The 15,480-nt window shown below is 47.6% G+C and carries 6 protein-coding genes; all 6 read right to left on the bottom strand.

All coding sequences use genetic code 11. The features are described 5' to 3' along the window. Positions 1–21: 21 nt before the first annotated feature. The 6 genes from tagF to ACINK7_RS10120 all read right to left on the bottom strand — a co-directional run bounded on the left by tagF (position 22) and on the right by ACINK7_RS10120 (position 15,260). Complete coding sequence (tagF, locus tag ACINK7_RS10145; RefSeq protein ID WP_404361235.1) at positions 22–1,620, bottom strand: type VI secretion system-associated protein TagF; 1,599 nt, start codon at positions 1,618–1,620, stop codon at positions 22–24. Further along, the gene (gene tssM / locus ACINK7_RS10140) at positions 1,620–5,189 is read right to left on the bottom strand and encodes a type VI secretion system membrane subunit TssM (RefSeq protein ID WP_404361234.1); all 3,570 of its coding nucleotides are present in this window, start codon (positions 5,187–5,189) and stop codon (positions 1,620–1,622) included. The genes tagF and tssM overlap by 1 nt, the downstream gene beginning before the upstream one ends. Next, positions 5,186–6,547 (bottom strand): type IVB secretion system protein IcmH/DotU, encoded by a 1,362-nt coding sequence (icmH, locus tag ACINK7_RS10135; RefSeq protein ID WP_404361233.1) that lies wholly within the window; start codon positions 6,545–6,547, stop codon positions 5,186–5,188. Before icmH ends, tssM begins: the two co-directional genes overlap by 4 nt. A gap of 5 nt (positions 6,548–6,552) precedes the next feature. Next, complete coding sequence (gene tssK / locus ACINK7_RS10130) at positions 6,553–7,890, bottom strand: type VI secretion system baseplate subunit TssK (protein ID WP_404361232.1); 1,338 nt, start codon at positions 7,888–7,890, stop codon at positions 6,553–6,555. 551 nt (positions 7,891–8,441) lie between these two features. Beyond that, entirely contained in the window at positions 8,442–9,911 is a 1,470-nt protein-coding gene (tagH, locus tag ACINK7_RS10125) for a type VI secretion system-associated FHA domain protein TagH (protein ID WP_404361231.1), read from the bottom strand. A 654-nt stretch (positions 9,912–10,565) separates the two neighbouring features. Then, entirely contained in the window at positions 10,566–15,260 is a 4,695-nt protein-coding gene (locus tag ACINK7_RS10120) for an NAD-glutamate dehydrogenase domain-containing protein (RefSeq protein WP_404361230.1), read from the bottom strand. Between the last annotated feature and the right edge of the window lie 220 nt (positions 15,261–15,480).

Raw genomic sequence — 15,480 nt, 5'->3', positions numbered from 1 at the left:
AACGACAATTGTATTCAAATCTTATTTTTCAACCGAATTGCCGTTGGTACTGACGACAATTACACTGACATTGTCTCTAGCGCCTCTATTAAGAGCGAGGTCGAGCAATGCCTTAGCACTCGTCTTCAAACTTTGATTGACCAGTATAGACTCAATTTCATTAAAGCTTAGCTCTTTATCCAAACCGTCGCTACTTAACAAAAACAAATCCCCGAGACGCACGTCGGAGTAGCCGCAATCCAGCTCCAATTCGTCATCGGCTCCGACGGCACGAGTGATAACATTCGATTGTTTGACCGCCCAACCTGCCGAAGAAACGGATTGTTCCGGGGCAATCTCATTTTCAGCGCAATGATCACGGGTCAGTTGCTCCAATTTATTATCCCTTAGCCGATATAAGCGACTGTCTCCCGCCCATAAAAAAGCGCAACGATTTGAATTACCGATCAAGACCAGGACGGTGCTGCCAACAATCGAATCGTTATAGCTGTTACTGGAAAGCTCCCGTAATTCCTTGTTGACATTAACGATACAGGCGGAAACATCTTTGCAATATTCTTCTAAATCAGAACACGGCGATACCTTATTCAATCTATCGACAATCAGTTGGCTAGCCACATCTCCCGCCTGATGTCCGCCCATTCCGTCGGCAACCGCCCAAAGACCTGCTTCAGGCCTGTCGAGTATCGAATCTTCATTGAATTTACGGCGTTTGCCGGTATCGGTGAGAGCCCAAGATTGCCAGCGCACTTCACGCTGAACCGGCAAGGTTTCAGTCGTCATATAGAGCGGTACGGTATTATGCTCATTTTCAATATTATGAGTATTGTCGACGAAAATCTCAGGCGTATTGGCGGGTTGGCGTAATTTATCGAGGTTTTCCGGAACCGTACCTTTTTCAATATCCCACCCTCTTTCCGTAATAAGTCCATTTAGAAATCCGGAGAAGGCAGCGATCGGTGGTAAACCTTCGCAAGCCAACAATGCCGGAGTTTGATCCTCGGAGCCGCTGGTAGACCAAAGCGTAAAGCCGGAAACAAAGCGGTTCATTAAGGATGCACTCAATCCGACAAAGGCATCGGCAATCGATTCAGGACGAGCCATCGACAGATAAAATGCATTTTTTCCGGCATTTTTGCGCATATCCAGAACGTTGCTTGAAACCTCGGAAGCCGATAACGGAGCGGCGGGAATATTTTTGATCAATCGATCGAATACTTCTGGATCGAGTCCGTCTTCCAGACCGCTCAATGCGGCTTCTTCGAGATGCTCAAACCACTGTTCGGCTGAAGATATCAAATAAGCCAAGCAATTGCCGCTGTCGATACTCGCCGCAACCGTCAACGGAAAATAACGTCCGACCTTATCGACGCTGGGCATTAATATTCCGGCCCAGGCATTTTTGCCGCAAACCCCGGGACTTAACGCAAAACGCCAAATCGGACTACTTAAATAACTATTTAGCCAAGCATCCCCCAACTCTTCCTTGCTGGCGGCAATCGAGCTTTGCAGCCAACTATCCCAAGGATTCAGAAAGTCGCGCGGCAAACGTCGGGTGACAAAGTCGCCCAATATCGGCAGTTTGCCGTAAAACCCGGGTTCCGAATGAGGCAAAGTCATTACAAGCTCGTTGGAAATTGAAAATTTTGCAGTTCTTTGAGCGCAAAAGGATTATCGACGCTGGTCGCGCTCAATTCATAACGCGCTTCCAAGTTGTCGATTGCAAATGTCAGCATGAACCTGTCTTGCGCGGTAATTTGAATTCGGGCTTTATCAAGCAGCTTAAACCATGCCCAAGCGCCCTCCTCGGAACGGCTGACTTGACGGCCGTCTAAGGTATCGAAACCGTAACGCACAGAACCGCTTCCGTCCGTTCCAGGCCACTGCAGTTGAGTACTTCGCGCCGGACCATGCCGGTAATCCAATTGCTGACCTTCTAAATTCAGCCAAAACCGTGAAGCTTTGGCATCAAGCGATACCGGTCTAAGATTGAATCGAACCGAGGGTAATTGACTGCCTCCTTGAAAAAATACTTCACGGATTTTTGCCGCGTACTGAAACTGCATCAGCACCGATCGCGAAATACCGATCGATTGATTATTTTGAGTGATCAATCGCCAGGTTCGGCCGCTGGTATCGACAAAGGGTTTGAGATTGGCATTGAAAAACTGATCCAGGATACCGTTCGGTGCAAAAAACCGGCTAAAATCTTGTAATGTAATCTCTCGACTGGCACGACTGGACAATGGATAACGTCCTTCGAGCCCCGATTTATAGAGCGGCATCACCTCGCTCTGCCAAAGCTTATTGAGCTGCGCCTTGCTCGACCCCATGATCAGATTCAAATTGCCGCTGGAAAGCTTCTCGGTCATGCTTTTTAACGGTTCGGGCAAACGCGCCGATTCCATTTTCATGCGCGACATGACATCGCCTCCGCCGCCCCCTTCGCTACGCTGTGCGGCGATCCTTATCGCCGCACCGCCGCTATCTGAAGTACTGCCCAAATCGATCATGAAGCCGTACAACTGACCAAGCAGATTGATGGTCTGGTCGAATGGCGCACCGGCGCCGCCAACGCTTCTGACTAATGAGGCTAGCGGTTGAAAATGGCGCTCGACGACGGTGCCCGGCGGATCGGTCGGCGCTTGCACGACACCTTCGGCTTGTGCGGCTTGCAACAGTTTTTGCGTTCGAGAATCGACCGTCTTTTCCGCGTCTTCCTTGACTGCCGCCAAAGCATCCAAAGGACTCGGAGGTTTACGTGTCAAGGAAGTTTCCTTGTCGATGGTCTCCAATAAAAGCCGAATCGGCGAGTTGGGCGCTGAAGCGAATTCGAGTAATTCGATCGACTGTTGAATATTGCCGACGCTTCGGATTTTTAGATTGCCCAGCATATTGCTCCAATACTGGATGAAATCCTTGTCGTAATAGGTCTGAACGTCTTGCTGCAAGCGTTCGGGATCGGGCGCGCGGGCTCTACCGACATCGCCCAACACCCAATTATCCTCGACCGTCTCTTTCGCCAAAGCTTGGTTTTGTTTTAGAAATACTTGATAAAAACCGTCGTGCGTGAACAAATAAGGGATGGTTTGCTGTTCGAGTTTTCCGGACGCGACCGTAAAAACCCGAGACGCATTCGGCCCTAGCGCATCCGACAAATGGAGATCGCGGCTGCCATCCTGCATCGCCTCGCTCTTGATGCGCATATAGACTTGCTGCGCAACAGGAATGCGGTTTAACACTTGCCGCGTTGCGGCGACTAAACGTTGGTCGAGCGGCTGGGGCTCTATTTTTAGCTCGAGCAAATTATCGAGATGACCGAGCAAGCCGACTTGAACATCGTCGGCATAATTTTTTTTCCAATCGATAGCAACCCAAGGCCGCACCAACCCGGGCTCGAGCCGTTTGGGCTCGCCGAACATCAAATAGACTTTTAAGAGTTCATAGAGAATTTCGGGGTTATTCGCCTCTTCGCCTCGGATACGTTGTTCTAGCCTTGTCTTGATCAATGGTAAAAATTGCTTCAATAAAACTTGGTCATAGGTATCGTTAATGACCGGTTGCACTTTGTTGCCTTGAAACAAGCCGAAACGCATCGACAAGGGTTTTTCGTCGCCATACACTTGTTGAATGTCTTGCATCGCATTCATGCGTTTCAATAAGTCGGCAAAATCCGATCGGTTCGGATAATTCGCAGCAGTTTGTTCGTATTGCTGAATCTTTTCGCCTAACTCGTTCAACGCCGATTGATTTCGAGTAAAACTGAAAGTCCATAAGGCCGCCATCAACAATGTCACAGCCAGCGCCGAACCGTATGCAATCTGACGCAACAAGGCATAACGACGCTCTACGCGCTTGTTCAAACCGACGATCAGGGCTTCGTCGAAAATGACCTCCTTCAGCAAACGGGTAATGAAAAAACTCTTTCCCTTGCCGCTAAACATCGGCACCGAAAAACGATCAAGTTTGAAAGTGCTCGCCAAAATCCCCATCAGACGGTCGATCGGCGTGCCTTCTTGCGTTCCGCTGGTAAAATAAACGCCTCTAAGATAAGGGGCTTGTTGATATCGGTTCGCGCCGTAACACTCTTTGAGAAATTCCAACAAACTCTCTTTCAGCAAGGCCATGCGTTGAGGAAAACCGAAAATCGAATGACGGCGCTGCAAATCGCGCTCTTCTTGAAGCCTTTTGGGCAAACGCGCATTCAAACGATCCAACAGTCCATCAAAGTCATCGCCGACCCGACCAACAGCATCGATAGGGTGATCTTGATCTTCTTCAGGAAAAGTAACACCCCAAACTTGGGCTCTTTCTTCTTTGCCTAGATCGGCAAAGAAGTCGTTGAAACCTGCAACCAGATCGCATTTGGTAAACAGCATATAGATCGGAAAGCGAATGCCGAAATGTTCGTGCAGCTCCTGAATACGCTGCCGAATTGCTTGTGCATGTTGAATTCGCTCTTCCTCAGTCTGCTTGATCAAATCGGACAGGCTCATCGTGATCAGCACGCCGTTGACCGGTCGGCGCGGACGATGTTTTTTCAGCAAATTCAAAAAACCGAGCCATGCCGCCTTATCGACCGCTTCATGGCTGTCTTGCGTCGTATAGCGCCCGGCGGTATCCAACAGCACCGCTTGATCGGTGAACCACCAATCGCAATTGCGGGTCCCGCCGACGCCTTTGACCGCGTTTTTTCCGAATTTGTCGGCCAGCGGAAACTCCAGTCCCGAGTTGATCAATGCGGTGGTTTTTCCGGAACCCGGCGGCCCGATGATGATATACCAAGGTAATTCATAGAGATACTGACGACCTTGGCCCGACTGGGTTTTGATTTGTTTTAGCGTGCGTAGCGCATCGTCGAAATGCTTGCCGAGTTCGCCGATTTCCTCTTCGCTGTCTTGCTCGACTTGACTAGGCCCGGTCGTTCCTTGCGCTCCCTCGCCCCCGACCAGTTCATTGACCATTTTCGTATTGGCGCGATTGGCTTTGACCTGAATACGAAGATTATTCAATCCCCATAGCAAGACGATCACTAAAATCGTAATTAGCCTGGAAACTTCGGATTCAAGGGGGGCACGGCCTGCTACCGCGATGAGTGGACCGAAATACCAAATCAACAGGCTGACGGCAATAATGCCGATCAGTTGAATGACCCATTTATTTTTGAAGAAACCGATGATTTTTTTCACGTTTGTCCTTTTAATCCTGAAAAAATGATTTCGACACGGCGGTTCATCGCTTTATGTTCGGCGCTGTCATTCGGCACCAGCGGCTGCGTTTCGGCTCGCCCTTCGGATGTAATGGTCGCAGTGACTCCCGGCTTGCTGCTGAGCATATCGGCAACAGACTGTGCGCGGGCTCTCGATAAATCCCAATTGGATGGAAATCTCGCCGAAAAAATCGGATCGCTGTCGGTATGACCGACAACTAGAATACTGCCGGTGACGTTGGTGAGCGCTTCGCCGATTCTATTCATTAAAGGATAATATTTCGCGGTTACCGAGTCCCTACCGGAAGCAAAGAACCCCTTGCCCATGATGCGTAACACGATTTTGTCGTTCTTGCGATCCAACACGACCTCGCCGCGCGCAATTTCCGGCGCAAGAAAACCGCTGATATCGTCATACAATGAATAAGCAGGGGGCGCATCGGGCGGTTTAGGCGTTTCGGGCAACGGTTCGGCGACTGCGACTTGTAGCGGCTCAAGACCGTCCTTGATCGCATAAAGTTTTGCCAGCAATGGATTGGACGCGGCATTGATTAAATAGAGATAGCCGAGATAGGCCAGCATTAGAACCATACCGACCACCGCGCCGATGACCCATAGCGGCACCAAGCGGGTCAACACATTACGTTTGTCTTTGATGCCCTGCCATTGTATCGACAGTTCCTTTTCAATATCGCCGCGCTGCCGCTGTATGATTTGATATAGATTTTCCCGAACTTCTTCAAGCCGGGTCATGCCGTGTTCCTGAATGCGGTATTTCCCTTCGAAGCCGAGACAAAGGCAAAAATACAATAATTCCAACAAATGCAGATGCGTGCCGGGCTGCTGCATAATGTTTTTCAAAATTTGGAAAAACTTTTCTCCGCCCCAAGCTTCCTTATGAAAAGTAATCAACAGACTGTGCGTGCTCCATATACTGTTACAGCCCCAAGGCGTATTTAGCACCGTTTCGTCGAGTAAGGTACAAAGACAATAACGCGCGGCCTGTACTTGATCGGGCGGGATGCCACGTCCTAGCGCTTTTGCTTCGAATCGCTTGACTTCGTTGATCACATTATCTCTCAGACCGGCAATGTCCGGATGCGATGCGGTATTGCGTAATTGCGCGACTAAAGACAACAATGACAACGCGCAGGCGGTCAACGGGTTATCTTTCGAATAGACGATTCGTTCGTGTAGGCCTTCAAGAGGCATTGGCGTATTATCGGGCACATGCGCCGGCATCGGTTCCTGAGGCTTGGGCTTTCTTCCGCCCGGCGTAGGCCTGAGGATGGTTTTGTCGTCATCGATGTAATTACCGAATGGGTCGTCTTGATTCACTGTCGTTACCCGTTTTTGATTGCCCAAAATTCAAGTTCAAGCCCTGGAAACTCACCGGCGATATGAATCGCAAAACCGCCCGACTGAGCCATTTGCTTCCATAGCTCGCTTTGTTTGTTGAGCTCGAAATAAGCGAAACCTGCATGATAAGGAATTTGCCGTGGCGCGACCGGCAGCGCATGAATCGAAATACCGGGTAAGGCCGAACGAACCAATTGCTGAATCTGTTCGACCGGACCGATTTTGACCTGCGTCGGAAAACTGCTGCGCAATTGTTCCTTAGACACTTGCGCATTGGCGGCTAGTACGAACACCGCATCCTTGAGCAAATTCGGATCCGGTACTTTCGCGCCGCGAATGCCGTACTTCGGAGCAGTCAACGGAATCGGAATCGCATTTTGCTCCAATACCGCGCTCAATAATTGGCGCAATTCCTCCATGACATGCATAAAGGTCGTTTGTAAATCGTCGTGCTTATAAACCGGAAAACTCACCGGTCTTTTATTGGGCCTGCAAAATGTCGATAACTCGCCGGCCAATTGCACCGCAATTCGGTAAAAATTTTCCGGATGCAATGCGGGAATGGATTGCAAATGTTCGAATAGCGGCTCGACACGATTGACCATTTGCAACAGCATGTAATCGGAAATTTCGGCAACACCTCCCCTGCCCGCTTCGGAAGCCCGCCCGCCGAGAGCTTCTCCGCGCGTATGCAATAAGCCAAATAATTCTTTGATAAACCCGCTCAAGACAGGTATAGCATTGCAATCGAGCGAAGGTGGAATAAAACCCTGGTCGAGAATCACGTTTTTATCGGCCCTCGATTCGATGACTCTTGCCACCCCGATACAAACATGACCGAAAAGCTCTTGTCGCTCCAATAACAGTCTAGTATGAAGTTTGCCGACCAAGATCGCAGAGGTCGCATTCGATCCGGTATTATGGTCGCGAACTTCGCTTTCGAAAGCATGATAGCGCGCCAGATTATGACGGTTCTCGTCGGTATCGATTTCAATCGTACCCGGTTGGCGGACCGGTAGCGATAGATAAACGATATTATTCTGCACGTCGCTTGGAATATCGACCGGTAAAGGCAAGTCGTCGTCTTCGGGTAAATTAAACGGCGTTCCGTCCGGAAAGATCCCGCTACATTCGGCCAATGCAAATTTGCCCATGGCAAGCTGCCGCTGGTCTATAGCAATTTTTTTGACTCCCCAATCATAAGGCGTAAGGTTGCCGCACCGTTCCTTGACGAGGGTTTCGATATACCGGTCGTGTTGTTGAAAATGTTGGGGCCGCAAAAACATGCCTTCCGACCAAACCGTCCTGTTATTTTCCGCCATTATTCTTGTAACCTTTTATCCTGTGATATGAATTTTCGAGCTAACCTTGGTTTAATACCATTAAGGATTTCGTGATAAATAACATCCTGAAACTATGAGCTTTGTTGAGGGTACGGTAACTCGCTTGGCAGGACGCCGTAAATACGTCCTTGTAGGCTTGACGGCGGCGACTGATGCCATGGATGGCATGAATGCAGATTTTGCATTACGCCATGGATGGCGTGTATTAGGGCAATGCAGGAGCAATTGCCGAGGAGCAAAAATCTGTCCTGCCGCCGACACCTGCCAATCGAGCAACCGAACCCTCCGTAAAATAGGGAAGTTATTTACGACCAAATCCTAAGTACTCAATCATTGTTCAACTATATTGAATAACGCAGCAATTCCCAGTTTGAATATGTTCTCGCAGTTTAGGGTGTGGAGCATGCCTGTCGAGGAACGCCTTGAACCCCTCCCGGCCGCCGACACCCTTGCCAAGCAATGCTCCATACCCTTTTTACCCTCAAATTGGGAGTTGCTGTTGAAGAACGGCTTTCTCAAACCTCCAATCATCATAGTCCAAATTTTTCATTTTTGTTCCGCGCTGCAGTTAGGGCTTTCATTTGTTCTTCATAAGCCTCTACAAAGGCATCGCCGAAAAAATTCTCGACGGCTTCTTCGGACTCAATGCGATAAGTGTCCTGATAACTGTCCCAACACTTGGCTTTTTTTTGTAACACGATGCCTTGCTCGAATTGTTTTTCGATCGTTTTCGGATCGAATCGTTTCAACAAGTCGGTCAATGAGGCTTGAATCCCTGCTTGCATGGCGAGCTGATGATTCATGATGTCATTGAAGCCTTGCTCGATCGATTCGACCGATTCGAGAAAACCGCCTTCTTTGTTTTGAATCAATTGCTTCAAAACATCATCGGTTGAAACGGCGAACTTCAACGGATTATTGTCGACCGCTCTTATTACGGTCACATTGACGCGAAATAAACTCTTGAATTCGGCTCGGCTTCGTAAGACCGACACGGTGCCGGCAACCAATTGCCGAAACATTCTGCCAACTCGTTGCATCGCCTCCAATTGATTTTTAGTTGCGCATTCGTTTTGATCAAGTCCGGCACCTTGCAAAAAAGCATTGAATAGCCCGTTGTCGGAAATACTCTGTACGGATTGATCTAGCGGCGTTTCAGGGGAAGAATCGGACGGTTCGGCTAGAATGCTGTTTATATTTGAAGTTTGCGGACTATCAGGAGGGGCGACGGGCGATGTAAAAGATTCTGAAGCCGATTGGTCAGGCTCGGCTAGAGACGGTTTCGGATCGAAATCCTCGTTAAGCATATCCGTGCTCGATGCTCTTGAATCGCTCTTTATCTTTACATTACCTGAGGGCGAATCGGAGTCGGCGAAAAGGTCCTCGAAACTCAAATTTTCAGGAATTTCCTCAAAAGGTTTCGGTGCCGCTTCTACCTGAGGAGCGATAAAGCTGTCGAAAAGCGGTGAAGCATGATCTTGCAAGTGACTTTCAAATTCGGGCGTTTCGCTTTCTTTGGCGTCGATTAATTCTTCATGACGTGGAAAGGGTGAACCGCTATCGCCCATCAGTCGATTGGCTTCTGTATCGATCTGCGTTGAAAACAACTCTTCGGGTTCTGTCGGTTTTGATGGCGAATCAGCAAAAATGTCCGGAAAAGGAAAATCATCCTGGCTAGTGTCTTCAGTGATAATGGCTTCTATTTCATATTCGCCGACTTTTAAAAGGGTACCGTTATGAAGAGGTGCCGAATCGTTATGCAGCGGGTTAGCTTCATTATCGATTAATAAGCCAGCAAGACTTGAATCCGTCAGATAATATGTGCCGTTTTCGTACTTGATCGATGCATGATGTCGAGATACAAATTTATCAGGATCAGGTAAAACCAGCGTATTATCATCGGAACGGCCTATCGTGCCTTCGTCGTTTGGAAAGGCCACTAGTTTAGGTTCGGATAAAGGCTTGCCTTTGTACATTTTGATCTTAAGAGATAAAGCCATTTCAACTACTCGATGATAAATACAAAATCGTTATTTTCAAGCAAATTTAGTTCTACTCACGTCTTAATAAAAATACGTTCGATCTTAATTCAATTAATTCTAGTCTCTGTCCGATGGTTCTTCAAATACGCATTAACTTCGGATTTACCGAATTCTATACCGTAGATCAACATTCGGCACCGGAGTGCCAGCAATTCCCAGTTTGAGAAATTTCTCCGTGTTCAGGGTGCGGGGTATGTCTGTCGAGGAACGCCGTTCACCCAGCACCTAAATTATCCTAGATAGCTAATCATAGCCAATGAACTATGGAATTTAGGTGCTGGGTAAACCCATCCATGGGGGCTTGGCAGCGGCTAAACGCCAAGGATGGCGTGAATGCAGATTTTGCATTACGCCGGGATGGCGTGTATTAGGGCAATGCAGGAGCAATTGCCGAGGAGCAAAAATCTGCCCCTGCCACCGACATCGTCGCCAAGCACACTCCGCACCCTTTTTTATTCTCAAATTGGGAATTGCTGCCAGGGTGCTCGTCAAAGGACGCCGTGAATACATCCATGTAGGCTTTATGCCAGCTCCATGCTGGCAAAGCCTTTGCCAGGCACCCCGGTGCCTCCTCCTTAGGCACTGCCGAAATTTGAAGTGCGAAAAGTATAATCAAATCAAATTCATCAATGCTTTATTCAAGGTTAAATAAGGCATCAAGCTGTTTGTCGCACTTCTCGAAACTTCTTGAAAAACTCGTTGATAACGGATGAGCTTCTGCTTATTAGATGAGTCTGCAAAATAAGCTTTACAATCGTATGCATCCGAGGCCAAAAGAGATTGCACGAGCCTTCCTTGCGTTTGTTTGATTTCAGCCTTGAGATTGTTAAAAACCTTGCGCTCCCAATGATTTTGCACCGTTATAACCGTCAGTTGCTCCAACAACTTGTCCAAGTCCAAAAATTTCGCAACATCGATAAACGTCTTGCGTACTGTACTGAAGGAATGCCCGGATTCAGTAGACAATAGCGCAATTTGTGGAAAGTCGTTTAGTGAATTGATGAATGCGATGCGCTTTGCCAGCTTGACGGGTATACCATTAACCGCTTCATTCTCTGAATCGGGCGAAATAAACTCATTGGCGAAAGCCGTTAAACAAGAGCGATAATTTTCCAGCGTAAGAGAATCAGGACGCACAACCAGTTCGTTCATCAATACCCATTGGCTGAATTCGGCCAAGACATTTTCCAGTTGCAACAGCAGACCGTACTGTTGTTCGGCAGAAATGAGATTATCCAAACTAAAAACTTCACGGCGAAAATCCTCGGCTTCCAGTACTTGATCGAAGGTCAAATAAACGGTAATGCTGTCGATGATACTGCCGCCATTGTCATTATGCCAATTCAAAAAACTGCACCCTGCTTGATTGATAATCGTATTACTGATTACGGTCGCCTTAATTGCCGGCGCGAGAGGATGACTGGTTAAATGCTCGGCAAAGTTCTGCCGTATCGGATCTGGAAAGTAGCTTTGCAAATAAATATCGTAATCGGAAACCGATATCAATTCGCTTCTATCCATGATGTCTTGCGTCAGTTGAATCTTACAGGCGGCCATCAGCACGGCAAATTCAGGTCGTGTAATGATTTGACCGGATCTCCCCATCACTGCTTTGTAAGATGGAAAAGACTCGACGGCACGGTCGAGTACACCGGCACTTTCCAATCGTTCTGAAAGCAACAAGTACTGTTCGGCATTCCCTTTTACACGTAATTGTTCGAGCGACAAACATAAACTTTGTTTGTAATTATTGGTTAATACTGCCGCGCATACTTCGTCGGTCAAGGATTCGAAAGTTTGCCGATAATCCTTCAAGCCTTGTTTTTTCTGAAGCCCGGTCAATAATATTTTGAGGTTGACTTCATGATCGGAACAATCGACCCCACCCGAGTTATGTACCGCATCGGTATCGATACGCCCTCCGCCAAGCGCGAACTCAATTCTGGCCTTTTGAGTGAAACCGAGATTAGCGCCTTCGCCGACAACCGCCGCACGCAATTGCAACGCATCGACACGTACATCGTCGTTGCTTCGGTCGCCTACATCTTCATGTTTTTCGTTAGTTGCTTTCACATAGGTACCGATACCGCCAAACCATAGTAATTCAACCGGCGCAGTCAATAATAAGCGAATCAAGGTCGAGCCATCCAAGCTTTTATAACGTATACCCAACCATTTGCGCAATTGCGGAGAAACTACAATGTCCTTCGCATGCCGCGAATAAACTCCACCTCCCTCGGAAATCAGGCTTCGGTCATAATCGTCCCAACTCGACCCCGGCAATTCAAACAAACGCTTACGCTCTAAATACGATTTTTCAAGATCGGCCGGTGCGGGATCGATAAAGATATGACGACCGCTAATTGCGGCAAGCAAGTGCGTGCTATTCGATAACAACATGCCGTTTCCGAACACGTCGCCGTCCATGCTGCCGATGCCGACGACTGTAAAAGGCTCGCTTTGGATGTCCTTGCCGAGTTCGCGAAAATGCCGTTTAACGCACTCCCAAGCCCCACGGGCGGTAATTCCTAGCGCTTTGTGGTTGTAGCCATTTGAGCCGCCGCTCGCAAAGGCATCGCCGAGCCAAAAATGATACTGAGCTGAAACCGAATTCGCCAAATCCGAAAATTGAGCCGTTCCTTTGTCGGCGGCGACGACCAAATAAGGATCATGATCGTCATAGCTCACGATACCGGGCAAACGCACGACCCGGTCTTCGACATAATTGTCGGTCAAATCGAGCAAGCCCTGAATCAACTTGACATAAGCCTTCCGGCCCGCTTCCTTGAAATCGGGGTCCGTAACCGGCGTTTTAACGATAAATCCACCTTTCGCGCCTTTCGGAATGATCAGCGCGTTTTTGCTCATCTGAGTCTGCATCAGATCCAATATTTCGGTTCTGAAATCGTCGGGCCGGTCCGACCAGCGAATGCCGCCCCGAGAGATTTTACCGCCGCGCAAATGTATTCCTTCCATATCGACCGCATGGACATAAATTTCGTTTTGAGGCTTAGGAGCCGGCATGTCGATAATGCCGAGACTGTTGATCTTGAACGCGATAAAAAAATCGTCCCGCTTTTGTCTGACATGAAAATTACTGCGCATCGTTGCATCGATTAAATTAAACAGCGTACGCAAAATTTTGTCGTGATTGATATCGGTAACGCCGCTAAGATTCTCTAGCAATTTAAGACGTAACGGAAACAACAACTGTTCCTCGCGTTGCATCGGCTCCCCTAAATTAGGGTCGGGCCTAAAACGGGCCTCGAAATACTCAAACAAGGCGAAGGCGGTACTAGAATTAGCAAGTAATGCCTGGTTGAAGCTACTAGTCGTCGTCGGGTAGCCCAATTGCAGATAATAATTGCGATATGCTCGCAGCACATCGATCTGCTGCCAAGTCATACCAGCCAATACGAGTAAGCTATTCAACTGATCGTTTTCAGCTTTTCCGTTAAATACCGCACCGATACCGGATAATAAGCGAGATTTTAACTCGGTAAAACTGTCGTGTTGAGACTTCGCAGCGGAAATCGTAAAACTTTTAATGAAAACCGGACGGCCGGACACTGTCAATGGAAATTGAACCTGATCCAAGACTCGCAAATTAAAGTTTTCGAGAATTGGAATATATTCATCCAAATAGCGTTCTTGCCGGCTGCAAAAATGCAAACGATAATGCCGAATCTGGCCGTACGGGCGCAACAAGCCGATCGTCATCGGATCATCATTCAACAACGATTCGATTAAGCCAATGTCCTTGATGGCATGGCGCGGAGGCATCAAGGCTTGATATCCGGGCGGAAAAACCGTACGGTATTTTTGCCATAATTTACAGGCTTTGTATTTACCGTAGGCGCGCTCCAGAGTTCGACACAACGACGTAGACCAGGGCCTGATCTGTTTGTTGAGATCTCTATCTAATTGATCGACATCGATCGTAATTGTTTCGGAAGTCGGCCTCAGCAAAAAATGCAGCCCCAGATAAGGACCGCTAAGCACAATTTTCCGGACTAATTCGGCGCTGCTATCGAGACTTGACGACAAGCGCCCTAACAATACGGATTCAATTTCTTCGCTATACAAATGAACTGGGGCAATAATCAGCGCGGACAACGACTCCAACCCGAAGCCACCGAGCACCACTAACTTGATGCCTTCCGGACGATACAGGTAACGCCTGAGCGATTGAATCAATAAATCGAGTTGAGGTATCTCGAGCAAAAATAAATCGACTTTCGGAAATAAATTGAATATCTCTTTGAGCTGCAGATATTCATAACTGTTTTCAGGGGTTTTATGATGCGCTAATGTTTGTTCGATTTTACGCTGTAAAAACGGGATATTGCTACATGCTCCCCCCATTTCGGTTTCGTCAAAAACGCCGAAAAAACCGTATTCGCAAACACCGCCTCCATCCGGCAACGAATGCTTGAACCCTATGTAAATTAAGGGTTGGTCGTGAATCAATGGGCTTCGTATCGGTAAGTATTGGATGATCAAAGGATAATCACGCGCCAAAACAGCCTGCATCACTCGGAGAAAGTTCGATAGTGCAGTGGGATTATTGTCGTGACAAAACTCTGAACCCAAGGCTTTAAGCGAAGTGAACGCGTCTTGATCGTCAACCGACAATCGATGACTCTTAAAAGGAATAAAAGCCTTTTGCTCAAGCCAATCGATCAAAGCGCTAAATTGAGAAAACTCGGAAATATCATTGAGGCCAAGCAAGCTCTCTTTCAAGGCTATGCGGTCTCGATCAAGGGCTTCGGCCCATTCGATAATTGCCGTTATCCTTTCGAAAAAAGCATTTTTTATACCTGGATCAACCGCTTCTAGACGCAATACGATCAACAGTTGCTTGGTTCCGGATAAACCGTTACTTTCTAATCCGGTTATCATTTCTCCCTGACGCTTAACAGTCAAAACAGGATGTGCCAATAATTGAAACGGAAGTTGTTGATCGCTTTGTAACGCCAATAAAGAATCGACAACATGCGTTAAATTACGACAGACAATTACGATAAATTGTTGAGGATCATTCGGTATCCTTAGTTCTTTGACGTTATGCGTTTCGATATTGTCAGTAAAAAGCTCAAATATCCTGACAATCAGCGATGACGATATATTAGGCGGCAATGAAACAAAATAGCTGTCCGGAAACAACAGCATTTCCGCCAATTTAATTAAAAACCGTCGGTTTTGATTGTCGCCTTGTCCTTCGAGGATATGTTGCACCGCCTTTAATTTCCGACGCTGACGCGATGCCTTTAGAGCAAGATTACCGGCTCTCAGATATACTTTCACGAACTACTCCTTGACTGGTTTCTGATAATAAACGTCACGGCTAAGAGTCGCGCATGGAATAAATGTATCAAGACTTAGAAAGCCATTCCTTTCAAAGAGGGGTCGGGGAATCACTTGAGACTATTATTTCATGCACAGTTATTACTCTACCACGCGAAAATTGTAGCGCATGAAGATTTGAGATAAAGATTGGCTATTTAGCAAGGAGATTGCTCATCAA

Origin of the sequence: Methylotuvimicrobium sp. KM1, from assembly GCF_044788715.1 — a bacterium.
Lineage (GTDB): Bacteria > Pseudomonadota > Gammaproteobacteria > Methylococcales > Methylomonadaceae > Methylotuvimicrobium.
Note: the sequence above shows the minus strand (reverse complement) of the source record. Positions and strands in the feature narration are given on the sequence as shown.

Bases quoted from the DNA above. Each gene is read 5' to 3' on its own strand.
- tagF (WP_404361235.1), bottom strand. From the start codon at position 1,620: ATGACTTTGCCTCATTCGGAACCCGGGTTTTACGGCAAACTGCCGATA.
- tagH (WP_404361231.1), bottom strand. From the start codon at position 9,911: ATGGCTTTATCTCTTAAGATCAAAATGTACAAAGGCAAGCCTTTATCC.
- tssK (WP_404361232.1), bottom strand. From the start codon at position 7,890: ATGGCGGAAAATAACAGGACGGTTTGGTCGGAAGGCATGTTTTTGCGG.